The organism is Bradyrhizobium sp. CCBAU 51627 (assembly GCF_028128765.1).
In the GTDB taxonomy this organism is placed as follows: Bacteria; Pseudomonadota; Alphaproteobacteria; order Rhizobiales; family Xanthobacteraceae; genus Bradyrhizobium.
The window spans coordinates 20,037-36,392 of record NZ_LBJG01000016.1; the positions used below are offsets into that span (position 1 = coordinate 20,037).

The 16,356-nt window shown below is 65.2% G+C and carries 16 protein-coding genes; 6 read left to right on the forward strand and 10 right to left on the reverse strand.

Annotation, left to right across the window (positions count from 1 at the left end):
* Positions 1-33: 33 nt before the first annotated feature.
* The 4 genes from XH88_RS08140 to XH88_RS08155 all read right to left on the reverse strand — a co-directional run bounded on the left by XH88_RS08140 (position 34) and on the right by XH88_RS08155 (position 3,588).
* Complete coding sequence (locus tag XH88_RS08140; RefSeq protein WP_271614894.1) at positions 34-1,365, reverse strand: copper oxidase; 1,332 nt, start codon at positions 1,363-1,365, stop codon at positions 34-36.
* A 13-nt stretch (positions 1,366-1,378) separates the two neighbouring features.
* Positions 1,379-2,803 carry a TolC family protein gene (locus XH88_RS08145; RefSeq protein ID WP_271614895.1) on the reverse strand — a complete coding sequence of 475 codons (1,425 nt, stop codon included), beginning with the start codon at positions 2,801-2,803 and terminating at the stop codon, positions 1,379-1,381.
* Between the two features lie 9 nt (positions 2,804-2,812).
* Entirely contained in the window at positions 2,813-3,094 is a 282-nt protein-coding gene (locus XH88_RS08150) for a hypothetical protein (protein WP_271614896.1), read from the reverse strand.
* Positions 3,095-3,171: 77 nt separating this feature from the next.
* Complete coding sequence (locus tag XH88_RS08155; protein ID WP_271614897.1) at positions 3,172-3,588, reverse strand: hypothetical protein; 417 nt, start codon at positions 3,586-3,588, stop codon at positions 3,172-3,174.
* Between the two features lie 250 nt (positions 3,589-3,838).
* On the opposite strand from XH88_RS08155, the gene XH88_RS08160 reads away from it, so the two are divergent.
* On the forward strand, positions 3,839-5,026 hold the full coding sequence (locus XH88_RS08160; protein WP_271614898.1) for an MFS transporter: 1,188 nt from the start codon (positions 3,839-3,841) through the stop codon (positions 5,024-5,026).
* On the opposite strand, the gene XH88_RS08165 is transcribed toward XH88_RS08160, so the two are convergent.
* On the reverse strand, positions 5,023-5,427 hold the full coding sequence (locus XH88_RS08165) for a DUF4864 domain-containing protein (RefSeq protein ID WP_271614899.1): 405 nt from the start codon (positions 5,425-5,427) through the stop codon (positions 5,023-5,025). The two genes, XH88_RS08160 and XH88_RS08165, sit on opposite strands and share 4 nt — an antisense overlap.
* A gap of 13 nt (positions 5,428-5,440) precedes the next feature.
* Complete coding sequence (locus XH88_RS08170; protein ID WP_271614900.1) at positions 5,441-6,076, reverse strand: TetR/AcrR family transcriptional regulator; 636 nt, start codon at positions 6,074-6,076, stop codon at positions 5,441-5,443.
* A 244-nt stretch (positions 6,077-6,320) separates the two neighbouring features.
* On the opposite strand from XH88_RS08170, the gene XH88_RS08175 reads away from it, so the two are divergent.
* Genes XH88_RS08175 through XH88_RS08185 form a run of 3 tightly spaced genes read left to right on the forward strand, consistent with a single transcriptional unit; the run spans position 6,321 to position 10,124 of the window.
* On the forward strand, positions 6,321-6,818 hold the full coding sequence (locus XH88_RS08175; RefSeq protein WP_271614901.1) for a (2Fe-2S)-binding protein: 498 nt from the start codon (positions 6,321-6,323) through the stop codon (positions 6,816-6,818).
* The gene (locus XH88_RS08180; RefSeq protein WP_271614902.1) at positions 6,815-7,870 is read left to right on the forward strand and encodes an FAD binding domain-containing protein; all 1,056 of its coding nucleotides are present in this window, start codon (positions 6,815-6,817) and stop codon (positions 7,868-7,870) included. The genes XH88_RS08175 and XH88_RS08180 overlap by 4 nt, the downstream gene beginning before the upstream one ends.
* Complete coding sequence (locus XH88_RS08185) at positions 7,863-10,124, forward strand: xanthine dehydrogenase family protein molybdopterin-binding subunit (RefSeq protein ID WP_271614903.1); 2,262 nt, start codon at positions 7,863-7,865, stop codon at positions 10,122-10,124. Before XH88_RS08180 ends, XH88_RS08185 begins: the two co-directional genes overlap by 8 nt.
* Before the next feature lie 60 nt (positions 10,125-10,184).
* On the opposite strand, the gene XH88_RS08190 is transcribed toward XH88_RS08185, so the two are convergent.
* The 3 genes from XH88_RS08190 to XH88_RS08200 all read right to left on the reverse strand — a co-directional run bounded on the left by XH88_RS08190 (position 10,185) and on the right by XH88_RS08200 (position 12,687).
* Positions 10,185-11,699, reverse strand: coding sequence for a lysozyme inhibitor LprI family protein (locus tag XH88_RS08190; RefSeq protein WP_271614904.1), 1,515 nt, complete (start codon positions 11,697-11,699; stop codon positions 10,185-10,187).
* 101 nt (positions 11,700-11,800) lie between these two features.
* A complete protein-coding gene (locus XH88_RS08195; RefSeq protein ID WP_271614905.1) occupies positions 11,801-11,953 on the reverse strand; it encodes a hypothetical protein in 153 nt (50 codons plus the stop codon).
* Positions 11,954-12,138: 185 nt separating this feature from the next.
* The gene (locus tag XH88_RS08200) at positions 12,139-12,687 is read right to left on the reverse strand and encodes a cupin domain-containing protein (RefSeq protein ID WP_097665749.1); all 549 of its coding nucleotides are present in this window, start codon (positions 12,685-12,687) and stop codon (positions 12,139-12,141) included.
* A 149-nt stretch (positions 12,688-12,836) separates the two neighbouring features.
* On the opposite strand from XH88_RS08200, the gene XH88_RS08205 reads away from it, so the two are divergent.
* Both XH88_RS08205 and XH88_RS08210 read left to right on the forward strand, forming a co-directional pair.
* Positions 12,837-14,165 carry an aspartate aminotransferase family protein gene (locus tag XH88_RS08205; protein ID WP_271614906.1) on the forward strand — a complete coding sequence of 443 codons (1,329 nt, stop codon included), beginning with the start codon at positions 12,837-12,839 and terminating at the stop codon, positions 14,163-14,165.
* 70 nt (positions 14,166-14,235) lie between these two features.
* On the forward strand, positions 14,236-15,501 hold the full coding sequence (locus tag XH88_RS08210; protein ID WP_271614907.1) for a D-amino acid dehydrogenase: 1,266 nt from the start codon (positions 14,236-14,238) through the stop codon (positions 15,499-15,501).
* Between the two features lie 112 nt (positions 15,502-15,613).
* Here XH88_RS08210 and XH88_RS08215 read toward each other — a convergent pair whose 3' ends face one another.
* Positions 15,614-16,255 carry a helix-turn-helix domain-containing protein gene (locus XH88_RS08215; protein WP_271614908.1) on the reverse strand — a complete coding sequence of 214 codons (642 nt, stop codon included), beginning with the start codon at positions 16,253-16,255 and terminating at the stop codon, positions 15,614-15,616.
* Positions 16,256-16,356: the final 101 nt, after the last annotated feature.

A 16,356-nucleotide genomic window follows, 5' to 3' on the forward strand; every position in this document is an offset into this window, starting at 1 on the left:
TGAAGTCTCCGGTTGGTGGTTGATCGGGCGTTGCTACATTTTCATCTTCTGCATCGGCGCGGCGGGCTGCCGCACCGGCTCCGCCGAGGGCGAGGCGACCTCACAGGCGACGGTGCCCTGCGGGAACTTGTAGGGGCCGGGATCGCGATAATCGTCGCGCGCCATGTCTTCGCGGATCTTCATCACGGTGAACATGCCGCCCATCTCGATCGGGCCGAACTGGCCGGCGCCGGTCATCATGGGAAGCGTGTTGTCGGGGCTCGGCATCTCCATGTTGCCCATCGCCATGCCGGTTGAGCCCATCGCCATCGCATCCGGCGCCAGCTTGCCGACGGCCTTGGCGAGATCCTTGCGCGAGACGCCGATCAGGTTGCGCACCTCGTGCCCCATGGCATTCATGGTGTGATGCGACTTGTGGCAGTGGAAGGCCCAGTCACCGGGATTGTCGGCGAGGACGTCGAACACGCGGACCGCCCCGACCGGGACGTCGGTCGTCGTCTCGGGGATCTGGGCGCTCTCGGGAATCCAGCCGCCGTCGGTGCAAGTCACCGCAAAACTGTGGCCGTGCAGATGGATCGGATGGTTGGTCATGCTGAGATTGCCGATGCGCACGCGCACCTTGTCGCCAAGCCGGACCGGCAGCGGATCGATGCCGGGGAAGACACGCGCATTCCAGGTCCACATGTTGAAGTCGGTCATCTCGTTGACATGCGGCAGGTACGTGCCGGGATCGACGCGATAGGTGCTCATCACGAAGACGAAGTCGCGATCGACGGGACGGAAGTTCGGGTCGCGCGGATGCACGACGACCATGCCCATCATCCCCATCGCCATCTGCACCATCTCGTCGGAATGCGGGTGATACATGAAGGTCCCGCTCTTCTTCATCTCGAACTCATAGAGGAAGGTCTTGCCTGGCTGGATGTGCGGCTGCGTCAGCCCTCCGACGCCATCCATGCCGCTCGGGATGATCATGCCGTGCCAGTGCACGGTGGTGTATTCGGGAAGTTTGTTGGTGACGAAGATGCGGACCTTGTCGCCCTCGACGGCCTCGATCGTCGGGCCCGGAGACTGGCCGTTGTAGCCCCACAGGTTCACCTTCATGCCTTCGGCGAATTCGCGCACCACGGGCTCGGCGACGAGATGAAATTCCTTCCAGTCGCCATTCATGCGGAACGGCAGCGTCCAGCCGTTGAGCGTGACCACCGGGCGATAATCGGGGCCACTGGCGGGGTGCAGCGGCGGCTGCATCACCGCCTTGTCCATACGCGCGGCCTCCGGAATCGAAGCGGTCTCGACACGGCCCTGGATCGCGCCGGCACCAACGAGCGCTGCGGTGCCCAGAAATCCTCGACGGGAAAACATGCTGGTCTCCATGTCAGTGGCCGCCATCGGCAGGCGCTGCCGCGGCGATGGCGGTTGGAGTCCCGCCGCGGTCCGCAGGCGCACCGCCGCCGTTGACGGCAGTCTGCAATTCAGATTGGGCGAGGAAGAAGTTCTGCTTCGCATCGATCGCACCACGCAGCGATGCCAGTCGCTGCCGCGCTTCGGTCAGAAGCGCGAAGATGTCGACCTGCATGCTGGAGAAGCGCAGCTGCATCTCCTCGGTGATGATTTTTCGCAACGGCAGGATCTCGCGCTGATAGTGGTTCGCGATGTCGTAGGTGGAGCGATAGACGCGATAGGCGTCGCGCGCTTCTGAGCGGACGTTCACGGCGCGTTCAGTCAAGCGATTAAAGGCGAGGTTGTAGGTTTCCATTGCCTGCCGCATGCGCACCTCGCCGCCATCGAAGATCGGGATCTGGAACTGCACGTCGAAGCCGCGTTCGCGGAACGGGGCGCCTTCAGGGTCCTGGGTGCGGCGGGAGATGCCGGCGAGATCAAGCAGCGTCACAAAGCGTGTCGCTTCCGTGAGGTTCAATGATTTCGCCAGCGCCGCCAGTTCCAGTCGCGCAATCTGCAAGTCGATGCGGTGGGTGACCGCATCGGCCTCGATCGAGGGCAATGCCTGCGGCCGTCGTGGCAGCAGCGGCAACGCATTGGGCAGGCGGAAGTCGAGCCCGGCGTCCCACAGCCCCATCAGCCGTGCCAATCTTTCGCGCGCGCTGGTCGCCGCCTGCCGAGCGGTCGCGAGATCTGCGGTCGTCTCGGCGTAAAACACCTGCTCGCGGGCCTGGTCGAGCTTGTTGACCGCGCCGGTCTCGCCGAGCTTGAGAGCGAGTTGCGCGGTCGATTCCGCCGTCGCCTTCGCATCCGTCAGCAGAACGACCATCTCGTTACCGGCGACCGCGCGGACATATGCACGCCGCACGTCGGCGGCGAGCCGCAGCGTCGCCAGTGCCGCGCGCAACTGCGCTTGGCGAAAGCGATCGCGAGCGATGTCGGATCGGAACGGCAGCGTGGCCAACGCCAGAATGTCGCCCACCACCTGGCGCTCGATTTCGCTGGCGCCACTGCCTGATATCCGCGAGATCGAGAACACTGGATTGGGCGGCAGGCTCTGCTCGATGAGATCGGTCTCGGCCAGCGCCATCTCGTTATAGGCGGCTTGCAGCCCCTTGTTGTTGAGCAGGGCGATCTGCACGGCGGCCTCAGCACTCAGCGTCCGCGACAGCAACTGGCGAACGCGCGCGTCGACCGCGCCGGCTCCTTCGGCTGTCCGCACGAAGGCGACATCCTTGCTGATGGCCCGGCTGGTCAGGTCCGAGACATCGGTCATGCCGCTATCAGGCGAGAACGCGGCGCAGCCAGAGACGCTGAGCGTGGCAAGGACGAACAGGCTGCGCGCAAAATGGTGTGCCATGGCGCGCTCCTACCGGTCCTGCTTGGGCTGCGGCGTCACCGCATCGTTGCGCTCGCGCCAAGGGGAGGGAGCCGCAGGCCGGAGGGTCGTATAGGGCGCGATGGTCGACCGGTAGCCGACGCGCGCCACCTTTGCCGCAGGATCGGCCGGATCCGCGGTGGCCACAGACGTCGTTGCCGGCATGCAGCCGGACAGCGCCAGCGCGACTGAGGCCAGCAGCCAGTAAAACAGCACATCTCGTCCACGCGCCGCGGATGCGGCGGCGGACTTCGCCCCGGAAAGCGTAAGCATGATTCATCCCTGATCTGTCAGATGACAAAGGCTTAAGCGCGCAAGGCGCGCGCTCGGCCTGAGGTCGTCGCGTCGGATCAGGCGATGGGGGGACGGTAGAGCAGGGGCGGCGCCTCGCTATGCAGGCTGGCCGTGATCTCGACCGTGCAGGCGGAGATCGGCTGAAGCGGCTTGGCGATGCCGGGCATCTCGGCCGGCAGCGCGCTCACGCACATCATTCCGCAGCAGGGGCCTGCCTTGCCCTTGCCGTCGTGATGGTGCTGGCGAGGCGCGTCCTGCGCGGCCTGATGGTGCGCATGCATGCCGGCATGATCATGCGATGAAGCGCCGGGGGCGTGGCTGGCCGGCATCGCTTGATGAACCGGAGCGACATCAGCCAGCACCGTCTCATCAAGACATGGCGCCGGACCATGACCCCAGGCCAGCGCTGCAGCAGGCGCGAGTACGCAGAACAGATAGGCGAAGGCAACAAGCTGCCCCACCCTGATCCGCATCGATCTCGTCAAATGCAACAACATCCCGCCGTCATGCTCGTCGCGCGACAATACTGCACACGCAGATTGCAACTTAATGGCAAAGCGCGGTTCCGCCAAGCTCTTCTTACCGCAGTGCACCGCGCATGCCCAATATCGCGGCACAATGCTTGACCATCGGCTCATCAACGAACATGGTCCGCCAGTGCACGCACCAAATCACCCAGGACAGAAACCGGGTTCTTTCGCCCCTGACTCGCGTCAGGCTTGGGTGAGACTCGCGATCGCGCTTGTGATTGGCTCGATCGGCGCCGTCGGCATGTGGGCGGTCGTGGTGGTGATTCCCGTCGTGCAGGCCGAATTCGCCGCCACGCGCGGCGCGGTGTCGCTAGCCTTCACATTAATGATGTTCGGCTTCGGACTCGGCGGTGTGATCGCCGGCAAGATCACCGACCGGTTCGGCATCGTGCCGGCGATGGCGATCAGCATCGTCTTTCTCGGCGTCGCAAATGTGCTGGCGGGGCTCTCGACGCAGCTCTGGCAGTTCGTGGCAGCCTATTTCCTGATCGGGCTTGGCACGTCCGCGACCTTCGCGCCGCTGATGGCGGAGGCCTCACACTGGTTCGAGCGCTATCGCGGCCTCGCCGTGACCATCGTTGCGAGCGGCAATTACGTCGCCGGCACGATGTGGCCGCCGATCGTGAATTGGGGCACGCAGGCCGCCGGTTGGCGCACCACCCATATCGGCATCGGCGTCGTCTGTGCGAGCACGATGGCGCTTCTGGTCCTCGTCCTGCGGGCCCAGATGGGCAACGACAAGGTTCGCAATCACGCCAATGCGCCGCCGCCGCGGGTCGATCTGAAACTGTCGACCAACACACTGACGGTGCTGCTCTCGATCGCCAGCATCGCCTGCTGCGTCGCCATGGCGATGCCGCAGGTGCATATCGTGGCCTATTGCGGTGACCTCGGCTATGGCGTAGCGCGCGGCGCCGAGATGTTGTCCCTGATGATGGGCTGCGGCATCATCAGCCGCATCGGCTCCGGCTATCTCGCCGACAAGATCGGCGGCATCCGCACGCTGCTGATCGGATCGCTGGCGCAGGGTTTTGCGCTGGTGTTCTATCTGTTCTTCGACGGCCTCACCTCGCTCTATCTGATCTCCGCGATGTTCGGGCTGTTCCAGGGCGGTATCGTGCCGAGCTATGCCATCATCGTGCGCGAGGCGATGCCGGCGAGCGAAGCCGCCACGCGCGTCGGCATCGTGATCTTCGCCTCCGTGTTCGGCATGTCCTTCGGCGGCTGGGTGTCGGGCGTCATCTTCGATGCCACCGGCTCCTACGCTGCGGCCTTCGCCAATGGCGTGGCCTGGAACGCGCTCAACGTCGGCATCGTGCTGACACTGTTGATCCGCTCGCGCATGAATGCGGCCAAGACCGGACCGAATTTCGCAACCTAAACCGCCTGTCCCATCTTGAGCAGCGAGCAGCCGGTGATCTTGTAGCTTCCGTCGGCCTGCTGCTCGAGCGTGTAGAGCGCTTCCCAGGCCTCGCCATTGGCGTCGATGATGTGGACGTGCTGGCCGATCCAGTTGCCATCCATTTTGGTCTCGCCGAACTCGAAGCTCCTGTGCCGATAGACCGGTGCATACGAGTTCTCCACCATTGCCATGAAGATATCGGGCGCCGGAAAGATCTCCTTGATCACGGGCGCCGCGTAGGAATAGGCAGCCGCGGCATCGCCGCGCCCGAAAGCCTGTTCCTGGGCCCGGATCACGCCCTGCGCGGCGGCGATGTCGTCGGCGGCGCAAGCGGGAGCGAGGCCGAAAAGAAGCATGGTCAGCAACGCGATGATGCGCATCACAGGCTCCATACTAGCGCTTTCGCTTGGTCGCCCGGCTCTTCGTCTTGGCGGGGCCGCGCGGGGACGATTTGGGCTGCACGCGCAGGCCGTCGACGAACACGTCGAGGAGCCGCAGCGCGGTCGACTGCCAGCCGGGCTGGTCATGAATGTAGCACATGCCGAAGAACGCGCGCAGCAAGTCCTCGGGACTGATGTCCGCGCGCATCTCGCCGGCCGCAACCGCGCGGTCGAGCAGCGAGCCGGTCGCCTTCGTCAGCCGATCGAACGAGAAGGCGTGCAGCTCGGACCCGCTCTGCACCGCGAGCGCCAGGGCGGCCACCATGCCCTTCTTGGTCGCAACGAATTCGACGCCCGAGCGCAGCCAGCGCCTGAGCGCATCGACCGGATCCTTTGCGCTCTTCAATTGCTCGGCGAGCTCGCTGAGTTGCTCGACCTCGCGCCGGTACACCGCCTCGAACAGGTCCTCGCGCGTCGGAAAATGCCGATACAGCGTGCCGATGCCGACGCCGGCGCGTTTGGCCACGGCCTCCAGGCTCGCCTCCGGGCCGCCCGCGCTGAACACCGCCTTGGCGGCTTCGAGCACGCGCTCGCGATTGCGTATGGCGTCGGCGCGGGGCTTGCGGGTCTGATCGGTCTGGTCGTCCATGTCGGGCAATGTAGATCACGAATTGGTTAGATTGAACCCTTCGCTGGCTGCATCGCGTTGTCGGCGCACGGGCTTTTGACGAATTCCAAATATTTTTCGGCGGCCCTTGTTAAGCGGAGGGTGCCTCCGTATCTTCCGTGACACGCCGGTTCGGGCCACTTCCCCGACGGCGCGATGTCGACGGCGGCCACGGCGGTGGCGCGCCGAGCGATCAGCCATGTCCTTTTTCTGATCGGAGCCTTGTATGACCCACTCCATCAGCCTCACCGTGAACGGTGCACGGCGCGATGTCGTCCTCGACGATCCTCGCGTCACGTTGCTCGATCTCTTGCGTGAGCGCCTCCATCTCACCGGAACAAAGAAGGGTTGCGACCGCGGCCAGTGCGGCGCCTGCACCATTCTCGTCGACGGCAAGCGCATCAATTCCTGCCTTGCGCTCGCCATCAGCCATGACGGCGCCGACATCCTGACCATCGAGGGCATCGCCCGCGGCGACCAGCTTCACCCGGTGCAGGCCGCCTTCATCGCCCATGACGGATTCCAGTGCGGCTTCTGCACGCCCGGCCAGATCATGAGCGCCATCGGCATGATGCAGGAAGCCCAGGCCGGCAACGATCCCGAACGCATTCGCGAGTGCATGAGTGGCAATCTCTGCCGCTGCGGCGCCTATGCCGGCATCGTCGATGCCGTGCTCGAGGCGCAGGCAGGTGCCGACGAATCCAACCAGAGGCGCTCCGCATGAAACAGTTTGAATACGTCAGGCCTGCCACGGTTGCTGAGGCCGTTGCCGCCGCTGCCCAGCCCGGCGCTGCATATCTTGCCGCCGGCACCAATCTGCTCGACCTGATGAAGTGCAATGTCAGCCGTCCGGATCGGCTGGTGGACGTCACGCATCTCGACGGGCTCGATCGGACCGAACGCCTCGCCGACGGATCGCTGCGCATCGGCGCGCTCGTGAGCAATGCCGATCTCGCGCATGACGCGGAATTTGCGAAAACCTTCCCAGCCGTTGCCGAAGCGCTGCTCTCCGGCGCGTCCGCACAGCTGCGCAACGCCGCGACCGTCGGCGGCAATCTGCTGCAGCGGACGCGCTGCGCGTATTTTTACGACACTGCCAGCCGCTGCAACAAGCGCGAGGCTGCCTCCGGCTGCGACGCCCGCGACGGCGTGAACCGATCGCATGCCGTGCTCGGCTGGAGCGAGAGCTGCATCGCCACGCACCCGTCCGACTTCTGTGTACCCCTGGTCGCACTCGATGCTGTCGTCGAGATCGAAGGCAAGAACGGTCGCCGCGAGGTCGCGCTCGAGGCGTTGCATCGTCTGCCCGGCGACACACCCGAGCACGAATCCGTGCTCGAGCCCGGCGATCTCATCGTCGCGCTGCGTCTGCCGGCGGCCGCGCGCGGCCTTGCCGCGCATGCGCGCTATCTCAAGGTCCGCGAGCGGACATCTTATGCGTTCGCCATCGTCTCGGCCGCGGCGGCGCTGCGGATCGAGAACGACAAAATCGCGGAGGCGCGGCTTGCGCTTGGCGGCGTTGCCGCAAAGCCCTGGCGTGCCCGCGCTGCAGAGGACGTGCTTAAGGGTCTCGCGCCAACGGCAGACGCCTTCCAGGAAGCGGCATCGCGCGCGCTCACGGATGCGATGCCGTCCGGTGACAATGCCTACAAGATTGAGCTGGCGCGCCGCATCGTCGTGCGCGCGCTGAGCCTTGCCGCAGCCGGCACGCCTGCGCGCATCCCCGCGCTGCCGGCCTCTCCCTTTGCCTCGATCTCTGGAGCCATTCATGCCTGAGCTCAATCTGACCAGCGCTCCCGCCCATCTCCGTCACGGCTCGAACATCGGCCAGCCGCTGACCCGCCGCGACGGTGTGCTGAAGGTGAAGGGGCAGGCGACCTATGCCGCCGACAATCATCCGCCCGGTATGCTGTTTGCGGTGATGGCGGTGTCGAGCATCGCACATGGCCGCGTGACCTCGCTCGATGTTGCTGCTGCCAGGCGCCATCCCGGCGTCGTCGATGTCATGACGCCGGACCACAAGCCGCAGCTTGCGATCGATCCGGAGATCAAGACCAACCCGTTCGTGTTCCGGATGGAAGTGTTGCAGAGCAACGAGATCCGCTACGCCAATCAGCCCATCGCCGTCGTGATCGCCGAGACGCTCGAGGCCGCGACTGAGGGCGCGGCGCTGCTGGCGCCGCGCTACGAGACGCTGCCGGCGCTCGTCGGCCTCGATGCCGGTGAAAGCTACGTGCCGCCCGTCGTCGGTGTCGGCAATCCCGCCGAGAATCACCGCGGCGATGTCGAGGCTGGCCTTGCCGCGGCCGACAAGCGGATCGAGGCAACCTACGAGACGCCGCCGCAATATCACAATGCGATGGAGCCGCATGCGATCGTCGCTAGCTGGGACGGCGACGGTCTTCAGATCGACATGCCGACCCAGGGCCTGATGCTGTCACTGGCGCGCGTGGCCGAATTGTTCGGCATCCCGCACGACAAAATTCACATTCGCAGCCCGTTTCTCGGCGGCGGCTTTGGCTCGAAGGGTCTGATGGCTGGTCCTCCGGTGCTCGGCATCATGGCCGCAAAGCTGGTCGGAAAGCCCGTCAAGCTCGTGCTGCGGCGTGAGCAAATGTATGGCCCGGTCGGCCATCGCGCGCCGACGCGTCAGCGCTTGCGCATCGGTGCTGACGCTGACGGGCGTTTGACCGCGCTCGATCATCACGCGCGCACCGTGTCGAGCACGTTCGACGATTTCTATGAACCGGCGGCCGATGCCTCGCACACGCTTTATGCATCGACCGCGATCCGCACTTCGCACGATGCCGTGCGCGTCAACACCGGCACGCCGTTGTTCATGCGCGCGCCGGGCGAAGCGACGGGATCGATCGCGCTCGAAAGCGCCATCGACGAGATGGCCTGGGCCTGCGGCATGGATCCGCTCGCCTTCCGCCTGAAGAACTATGCGGAGGTCGAGCCGATCACCGGCAAGCCGTTCTCGTCGAAGGCGCTGCGCGCCTGTTACGAGCAGGGCGCGGCGCGTTTCGGCTGGGCGAAACGCTCGCTTCAGCCGCGGCAGATGCGCGACGATGCCGGCCTCTTGGTCGGCTGGGGCATGGGCACCGCGACCTTTCCGGCGCTGATGTTCCAGGCCGAAGCGCGCGCGGCCATCCGCCGTGACGGCACCGGCGCGATGGAGATCGGCGCCCACGATATGGGGCAGGGCGCCTGGACGGCGCTGGCCCAGATCGCCGCCGATGCTGTCGGCCTTGATATCGATCGCGTCACGTTCAAGGCGGGCACGTCCGACCTGCCCGATGCCGGTATTGCCGGCGGCTCCGCGCACACGGCAACGGCCGGGGCTGCGATCCACAGTGCCGGCGCGGCCGTAATCGCGAAGCTTGCCGATCTCGCCACCAATGACGAGCGCTCGCCGCTGTACGGCGCCGGCAATGCCGGCGTGATCGCCCGCGACGGGCGGTTGATCCGGCGCGACGACGAAAGCCGCAGCGAAAGCTATCCCGAGATCCTGGCGCGCGCCGGGCTTGTGGAGGTCGAGGCGCGCGGGACGGGCGCGCCGAACCCCGCGGCGATGGAGGAGTACGCGATGCATGCGCATGGCGCGGTGTTTGCGGAGGTGAAGGTCGATCCCGAACTCGGCCAGGTCCGCGTCACCCGCATGGTCGGGGCCTTCGCCGCGGGCCGCATCGTCAACCCGCACCTGGTGAAGAGCCAGCTGTTCGGCGGCATGATCTGGGGCATGTCCTTTGCGCTGCACGAGGAGGCCATCACCGACCGCCGCAGCGGGAGGATCATGAACGCCAATCTCGGCGAGTACCAAATCCCCGTGAATGCCGACGTGCCGCCGCTCGACGTGATCACGGTCGAGGAACGCGATCCGCATGTGAATGCGCTTGGTATCAAGGGGGTTGGCGAGATCGGCATCACCGGCAGCGCCGGCGCGGTCGCCAATGCCGTCTGGCATGCGACCGGCGTGCGCGTGCGCCGTTTCCCGATCCGGATCGAGGAGCTGCTGACGCAGCTCTGAAGCCCTGCAGATTATCACGCCGCAAAGCGCTATGACGATTCATTGGAATCGCATCGCACTTTAGCGTATCGCGCCTGGCGGATTGTCGACGTCTTGGGACGGTTTGACCGGAAACAGCCGCGCGGTCGAGGAAAGCACGGTGCTGCGCTTGCATTTCGGCTCGTCGTCGGCGTTGTCGTTCTTGCCCTCGCGTTTTCTGGCAAAGACATCGTCGAGCCTGTTGACGACCAGCATGGCGTGGTCGCGCTCCAGCGTGTCCGGGTTCTTGCGCTGCTCGCTCGAGCGGAAGGTGGTGCCCTTGAGGTCGCCGCTGATCTCGTAGTCGCAGCCACCCTTCCAGTCGGCCTGTGACCACTTCCAGCCCTGGGCGTCGACCGAGCCGTCCTTGTCGATGGTGATCCTGATGATGGCGTTGTAGGCGAGCCAGGTGCCGGCGAGACCGATGCGTTTGTCGTCGAAACCTTCGAGCAGTGCGATACGTTCGCGCTGCAGGCCGTTGAGACGATCGCGTCCGAATACCGTGTAGTGCATCGCCGAGGTCTGCTTCTCCCAGGCCGGATGCAGGAATTCCGGATATTGCAGCGTCTGGCTGCTCACCCAGTGGCGCTGGTCTTCCGTGAGCGCGCGCCGTGTCGCATCGTCCAGGCGCGGCAGTAGCGCTTTCCAGGCGCGGTTCAACCGCTGGTCATTCGCGGCCAGATCCGGGTCAGCGCAGATTTCCTCGTCGGTCGCCGTCTCGGGCCGCGTGCAGTCGAACGTCGGCGTCACGAAGCCGGTGTCGGCCTTGTCGGTCCCATCCTGGTTGGCGCGGGCGAAATAGGTGCCAGTCACCTGGCCGAGCTGGCCGCAGTCCGGATCGTTGGAGGAGAACCATTGCTCTTCGTTTGCCAGGAGCACGATGCGGAGCGTATCGCCCTGGCGTCGCGATTTGATCGAGATTGAAACGGCTTGCTTTGCGCCGGGCTCGGACGGTTGCGCCGGCGTCGTGACGCCGACGTGCCAGCCATCGGCGCCCGGCTTGACCATCGCGGTGAGCTTGCAGTGCCAATGCTTGTCGCTGCCGTAGTTGGAGTTCAACTCCGCATCGAGGCGATAGGCGCCTGTCTCGGTCGCCGTGAGCGTGACGCCGCCGAGGGCGTTGGCCCATGCGCCGCTCAGGCCGCCGCGGCCGAAGCCGCGGGCGATGTCGTCGAGCGTGGCCGCGCGCCGGCGGAGCGCGTCGGCCAGACCGTCGCGGAGCTCTGCTTCGTCGGCTTGCTCGACGGTATCGGCGGCCTCGCCGATCATCTCGTTGAACCAGGCCTGATCGCGTTTGAATAGCGGTCGGATGTTGGCCGGGGCCCTGGCGAGAGCTGCCTCAAACGACCGATCGACCGCGGCGACGAGCTTGTCGTAGCCGGCTTCCCGGCAGAATTTACTCGGGCCCTCGGTCTTGCCGCCGTCGGAGCTCGCCGCGCAGAGCGTCATCGCCGTTGGCCCGCTGCTGCTGGCGCGCAGGAAATCGTCCATGGCCTGTGCGGAAGCGGGAGCGAGCAGCGCGGCTGCGAGCAGCGCGAGGCGGAAAGATGCGGGCATGAGCGGCTCTTGGATCGAAGCTGGAGTGCCTGCTTCTTGGTCGCCGGCCACCTCTCCGTGGTTCAGGCGATTGCCAATTCCCCGCGCACTTTGGACATGCGTCAGTTCAGCATCCGTCGCAGCGCCTTGACCTGCTCTTTCTGGTCCTCGATGTATTTCTCGATCGCCTTGCGCAGCTCTTGCGTGTGGAGCTTGTCGGCATCACGCTGGACCTGATCGAGTGCTGCTTCTGCTTTGGCGAGTGCGAGCTTCATCTGCGAACCCTCCGACAAAGCGGCCCCGGAGTGCCTAGGAGTCCGGGGCCATAACCTCAGCACCTTTGCGCGAGGCTGCTCGGCTACATCAGTAATATAGAGCGGCCAGGCCCGCGGAAATTGAGCTGGCTCAAGCACCGTAAGATGCTGGTGCTCCGTATGATTGCGGAGGGGACGGCCGCGCTTCAGAACGTCGGCGGGGTGCAGGCCGAGATCACTTCGCACGGCTTGCCGCCGACGCATCGGAACCGATGTGGTCGCCGGCTTTCGAAGTAATAGGCATCGCCCGGATTGAGGATGCGCCGCTCGTCCTCGACGGTAACTTCGAGCTTGCCCGAGATCACGATGCCGCCTTCCTCGCCCTCGTGAACGAGATGCACGCGCCCGGTGTCGCTGCCGGGCTCGTAGCGTTCTTTCAGAATTTGCAGGCTGCGGCCGAACAGATTGTCGCCGACCTGCCGATAGGAGATCGGTTTCTTGCCGACCTCGGTGAGCTCTTCGGCGCGGTAGAAGATCTTGCGCCGGGACTCCGGCTCCAGCGCGAAGAATTCGGCAAGCCCCATCGGGATGCCGTCGAGGATGCGCTTGAGCGCGCCGACCGACGGGTTCATCTGGTTGGATTCGATCAGCGAGATGGTCGAATTGGTGACGCCGGCGCGTTTCGCCAGCTCGCGCTGCGACAATTTCTGGCGCGCCCGGATGAATCGCAGCCGTCCACCGATGTCGACGCTCATGGGCCAGGTCCTGTGTTGCAGGTGTTGCGGATCGTGCAAATATGGACCGGCGGCCTCAGCAAAATCAATGGCTTGCAGGTCATCAAAAAAGGACTTGTTGCCCTATCGAAGCCGTGGCTCTGCTAGATGGTCAGCAAAGGAGCGCGGCCGTGACCCTTCATCAGATTCCGAACACTATCAAGACCGACTCGTTCTGGATGCCGTTCACGGCCAACCGGCAGTTCAAGAAGGCGCCGCGCCTGTTTTCCTCGGCCGAGGGCATGCACTACACCACGGTCGACGGCCGCAAGGTGATCGACGGCTCCGCTGGCCTCTGGTGCGTCAATGCCGGTCACGGCCGCAAGCAGATCGCCGCCGCCGTCGAGCGGCAGCTGATGACGCTCGACTTCGCGCCGACGTTCCAGATGGGCCATCCGCTGGCGTTCGACTTTGCCGAGCGTCTCGCGGAGATCGCGCCGAAGGGGCTCGATCGCGTCTTTTTCACCAACTCCGGCTCGGAATCGGTCGACACCGCGCTGAAGATCGCGCTGGCCTATCACCGCGCCACCGGCCAGGCGAGCCGCACCCGCCTGATCGGCCGCGAGCGCGGCTATCATGGCGTCGGCTTCGGCGGAACCTCGGTCGGCGGCATGGTCGCCAACCGTCGCGCCTTCACCACCCTGCTGCCGGGCGTCGACCACATCCGCCACACCCATGATCTCTCCCGCAACGCCTTTGCCAAGGATCAGCCCGAGCACGGCGCCGAGCTTGCTGACGATCTCGAGCGTCTGGTCGGTTTGCATGGCGCCGAGACGATCGCCGCCGTCATCGTCGAGCCGGTGCCCGGTTCGACCGCGGTTCTGCCGCCGCCGAAGGGATATTTGCAGCGCCTGCGCGAGATCTGCGACAAGCACGGCATTCTCCTGATCTTCGACGAGGTCATCACCGGCTTCGGCCGCCTGGGCACGCCGTTCGCCGCCAATTTCTTCGGCGTCACGCCGGACCTGATGACGACGGCCAAGGGTATCACCAACGGCACCATTCCCTGCGGCGCGGTGTTCGCGAGCCGCAAGGTGCATGACGGCATGATGGTCGGCCCCGAGAACCAGATGGAGCTGTTCCACGGCTACACTTATTCCGCGCATCCGACCGCCTGCGCCGCCGGTATCGCGACGCTCGACATCTACAAGGACGAGGGTCTGCTCACGCGCGGAGCGACGATGGCCGAATACTGGCGCGATGCGCTGCATTCGCTGAAGGGCCTGCCCAACGTCGTCGACATCCGCAATTGCGGCCTGATGGGCGCAGTCGAACTGGCGCCGCGCGACGGCGTGGTCGGCGCGCGTGGCTATGACGTCATGGTCGACTGCTTCAATACCGGCCTTTACCTGCGCATGAGCGGCGACAGCTTCGCGATGTCGCCTCCGCTCATCGTCGAGAAGAGCCACATCGACCAGATGGTTTCGATCCTCGGCGATGCCATCAAGAAGGTGGCCTGATAATTGCTCTCGCCGTTGCGGAGTTTTCTTTTGCAGCGGTGAGTGTGATGCCGCGGGAGTTTGACCAAGCGTGAAAGTTCTGATCCTCGGCAGCGGTGTCATCGGCGTCACCTCTGCCTACTATCTCGCCCGCGCCGGCCACGACGTGACGGTCGTCGACCGTCAGCCCGAGCCGGCGCTGGAGACCTCTTTTGCCAATGCCGGCGAGGTGTCACCCGGCTATTCCTCGCCCTGGGCCGGCCCCGGCGTGCCGGTGAAGGCGGTCAAGTGGCTCCTGATGAAGCATGGTCCGCTGGTGATCCGGCCGAAGCTCGATCCCGTGATGTGGGTCTGGCTGCTCAAGATGCTGCGCAACTGCACCAGTGCGCGCTATGCGATCAATAAGAGCCGGATGATCCCGATCGCGGAATACAGCCGCGATTCCTTGCGCGATCTGCGCCGCGACATCGGCATCCAATATGACGCGCGCTCGCAAGGAACGCTGCAGCTGTTCCGCTATCAGGCACAACTCGACGGCACCGGCGACGACGTCGCGGTGCTCAAGCAATATGGCGTGCCTTACGAGACGCTGAGCCGCGAAGGCTGCATCGCGGTCGAACCAGCACTTGCGGGCGTGAAGGAGAAGTTCGTCGGCGGCCTTCGCCTGCCGCAGGACGAGACCGGCGACTGCCACATGTTCACGCAGGCGCTGGCCAAGCATGCCCAGGCGCTCGGCGTGCGCTTCCTGTTCAACACCTGCATCGAGCGCATCGTTACGGAAGGCGGTCGCGTCAGCAGTGTGGCGACCAGCGCCGGCCTGCTGCAAGCCGACAACTACGTCCTCGCGCTCGGCAGCTGGTCGTCGCGCGTCGTCGCGCCGCTCGGCATTTCGCTGCCGGTCTATCCGGTGAAGGGCTATTCGATCACGGTGCCGATCAGCGACGCCTCCGGCGCGCCGGAATCGACCGTGATGGACGAAAGCTACAAGGTCGCGATCACCCGCCTCGGCAACCGTATCCGCGTCGGCGGCACCGCCGAAATCTCCGGCTATTCGGACAAGCTTTATGATGCGCGCCGCGCCACGCTCGATCATTCGCTCACCGACCTGTTCCCGCGCGGCGGCGATCTCTCCAAGGCAACGTTCTGGAGCGGCCTGCGCCCCATGACGCCGGACGGCCCGCCCGTCATCGGCCCGACGCAATACGCCAATCTCCACCTCAACACCGGCCACGGCACGCTCGGCTGGACCATGTCCTGCGGTTCGGCGCGCGTGCTCGCCGACATGCTGTCGGGCAAGAAGCCGGACATCGACGTGAGTGCGCTGTCGGTAGAGCGGTATCAGCACCGGTTTGGGTAGCGATCTCTCTACGCGCCATTGCGAGGAGCTCTTGCGACGAAGCAATCCAGACTGCCTCCACGGTACGATTCTGGATTGCTTCGCTGCGCTCGCAATGACGAGGGAAAGAAGCTCACGCCCCCGTCACGCAATTCACCCACAGCACGACCGATTTCGCATCCTGCGCCGGATTGGAAAACCGGTGAGGCCTGCGGCTGGCGAATCGAAAACTGTCGCCCGTCCTCAGCGACCATGTCTCGCTGTCCACCGTCAGCATCATCTCGCCTTCGAGCACGAGGCCGGCTTCCTCGCCGTCATGGGTGTAGAGTTCGTCGCCCGTGGAGCCGCCAGGCTCGAGATGCACCAGGAACAAGTTGAGCTTGTTGTCGGCGCTGGCCGGGCTGAGCAATTGCTTCGAGACGCCGGTGCGCCAAAGTTTCAGCTCGGGCCGCTGAAGCCGGCGTGTCACCACCTGATCCGACGCGCCGTCTGCATTCGGGCTTTCGCCGAACAGCGCGGCGATGCCGACGCCGAGCACGTCGGCGAGCGTTGCCAGCACGCGCAGCGACGGCGAGGACAGGCCGCGCTCGATCTGGCTGAGGAAGCCGATCGACAGATCCGTGCGCGCCGCGACCGTTTCCAGCGAGAATCGCCTGACCCGTCGGAGATCCCGGATGCGGCGGCCGACGGCGACGTCCATTGCAGGCTCCGCCGGCTTGGCGGTAGCTTTGGCTCTCGCCTTCCTGGCCGGCTTCGCGGCGGCCGGCCTGCGCATTCTCTTGCCACCGCTCACGTCAAACCGCTTCCTTCATGTGGATGAAAACCGCTTGCATCGTCCGCAAAAGTGTGGCCAAATTTTCATATTGGTGAAAATAG